Genomic DNA, 2,370 nt, shown 5'->3' with positions numbered 1-2,370 from the left:
AGATCGTTGGTCGGTTCGTCAAGCAGCAGAACGTTCGCGCCGGACTTCAGCATCTTGGCAAGATGAACGCGGTTACGTTCACCACCCGACAACTGACCGACTTTTTTCTGCTGATCTGCGCCCTTGAAGGCGAACTGTGATACATAGGCACGCGACGACATCGGGCGCTTGCCCAGAAGAATCTCGTCAAGGCCGTCAGAAACTTCCTGCCAAACAGTCTTGTTCGGATCAAGCGAGTCACGCGACTGGTCGACATAGCCCATCTTGACGGTATCACCGATCTTGAGCGTTCCTGCATCCGGGGTATCAGCACCCGTCAACATTTTGAACAGAGTGGTTTTACCCGCACCGTTCGGACCGATCACACCAACGATGCCACCCGGCGGCAGGCGGAAATCAAGGTTTTCAAACAGAAGCTTGTCACCATATGCCTTGGTCAGACCTTCAGCAGTGATAACTTCGTTACCAAGGCGCTCGGCAATCGGAATAACGATCTTGGTGGAATCCGGCACCGCTTTTGCGGCCTCGGCGACAAGATCGTCATAAGCGCGAACACGGGCCTTGGATTTTGCCTGACGGCCTTTCGGGTTCTGACGGATCCACTCAAGTTCGGTGGCAAGCTGTTTCTGGCGGCTGCCTTCCTGACGGGATTCCTGTTCCAAACGCTTTTGCTTCTGCTCAAGCCAGGAGGAATAGTTGCCTTCAAACGGAATGCCCTGACCGCGGTCAAGTTCTAGAATCCAGCCCGTGACGTTATCAAGGAAGTAACGATCGTGGGTGACCAGAATGACGGTACCCTGATAATCTTCAAGGTGGCGCTCAAGCCACGCAACCGATTCAGCGTCAAGGTGGTTGGTCGGTTCGTCAAGCAGCAGAATGTCAGGCTTTGCAAGCAAAAGGCGGCAAAGGGCGACACGACGGCGCTCACCGCCTGAAAGCTTGGTTACGTCCGCATCCTTGGGTGGACAACGCAGGGCGTCCATCGCGATCTCAAGGGTGCGTTCCAAATCCCAGCCATTGGCCGCATCGATGCGTTCCTGAAGCTCACCCTGCTCTGCAAGGAGATCATTCATTTCGTCATCGGTCATCGGCTCGGCAAACTTGCCGCTGATTTCGTTGAAGCGTGCAAGATCGTCAACAATCGAGCCACACCCTTCCATGACGTTACCAAGAACGTCTTTCTCCGGGTTAAGCTGCGGTTCCTGCTCAAGATAGCCGACATTGACACCTTCGGCAGGCCAGGCTTCACCGGCGTAATCCTTTTCGATGCCGGCCATGATTTTCAGCAGGGTGGATTTACCTGCGCCGTTGTTGCCCAGAACACCGATTTTTACGCCTGGCAGGAAGGACAGTGTGATGCCCTTGAAAAGTTCGCGACCGCCCGGAAGGATCTTGGTCAGGTCCTTCATGACGTAAATATACTGGTAAGATGCCATTAAATTCCCCATCCAAAAGTCGTTGGGTCCGCCCTGTTGGGCTGAAACACTTCGGCACACTTATGCGCATGCCTGAAATACTGTGCCCGTTTGTAACCGACAGGCAGGCTCTTAACAACTTCAAACCGCAGACAGCTCACATGCTATCAAAACATGCCAACTGGCGAGATGAAACAAGGTGCATCAAGTGATCTCGCGTCGGCGACATCAATCGGGTTAGGCAAACCAAATTCGCGTCGATTTCAGACAAAAAATAGCCGCGTCGAACCGGGACGGGACCCTTAAGTTATAAAAACGTCACTTTTTAGGCACTTAGACGCAATGTTTTTCAACCTTAAAATGCTGCAATGCACACAGTGAAAACCGCCCGGATTCTGTCACTATTTATATTCGACGTTGGGGCAGAACACCTTCTAACACCCTGTTCTATACGACTAATGATTAGCTTATGGCGACTCTCGAAAACTGGTATCGAGCTTTACAGGCAATGAGTGTGTCTTGATGCATTCAACGCCACGCATTCATGCGGCCGACAAACACAGCATAAAAATATGTCGGCAGGGAAAGTTATCATTTCTAGGAAGGAGACGCGCGATGGATGAACAAAGCGCAGCCTACTGGAAGAGAAACGTGAAGCTGGTCTCGGTCCTTATCGCGATCTGGTTCATCGTTTCCTACGGTTTCGGCATCTTGTTTGTCGATGCCCTCAACTCTATCGAAATCGCGGGCTTCCAGCTTGGTTTCTGGTTTGCTCAACAGGGGTCCATTTACGTCTTTGTCGCACTGATTTTCGTCTATGTGGCCAAGATGAACAAACTGGATCGCGAATTCGGCGTTCGTGAAGACGACTGACGCAGGATCAGGGAGACAGACAAGATGGATCTTACCACCCTTACATATATTGCCGTCGGCTTGAGCTTCGCGCTGTATATCG

At 51.9% G+C, this 2,370-nt stretch carries 2 protein-coding genes; one reads left to right on the top strand and one right to left on the bottom strand.

Annotation, left to right across the window (positions count from 1 at the left end):
• A partial coding sequence (gene ettA / locus B2T33_RS10665) for an energy-dependent translational throttle protein EttA (protein ID WP_286791974.1) occupies positions 1–1,436 on the bottom strand: 1,436 nt, incomplete at its 3' end.
• 594 nt (positions 1,437–2,030) lie between these two features.
• Between ettA and B2T33_RS10660 the strand changes: the two genes are divergently transcribed.
• On the top strand, positions 2,031–2,288 hold the full coding sequence (locus tag B2T33_RS10660) for a DUF4212 domain-containing protein (RefSeq protein WP_008889559.1): 258 nt from the start codon (positions 2,031–2,033) through the stop codon (positions 2,286–2,288).
• The last annotated feature ends 82 nt before the right edge of the window (positions 2,289–2,370 follow it).

It is taken from the genome of Thalassospira sp. UBA4513 (assembly GCF_002388495.1).
GTDB classification, from domain to species: Bacteria; Pseudomonadota; Alphaproteobacteria; order Rhodospirillales; family Thalassospiraceae; genus Thalassospira; species Thalassospira tepidiphila.
This window is presented reverse-complemented; position numbering and strand designations above follow the sequence as displayed.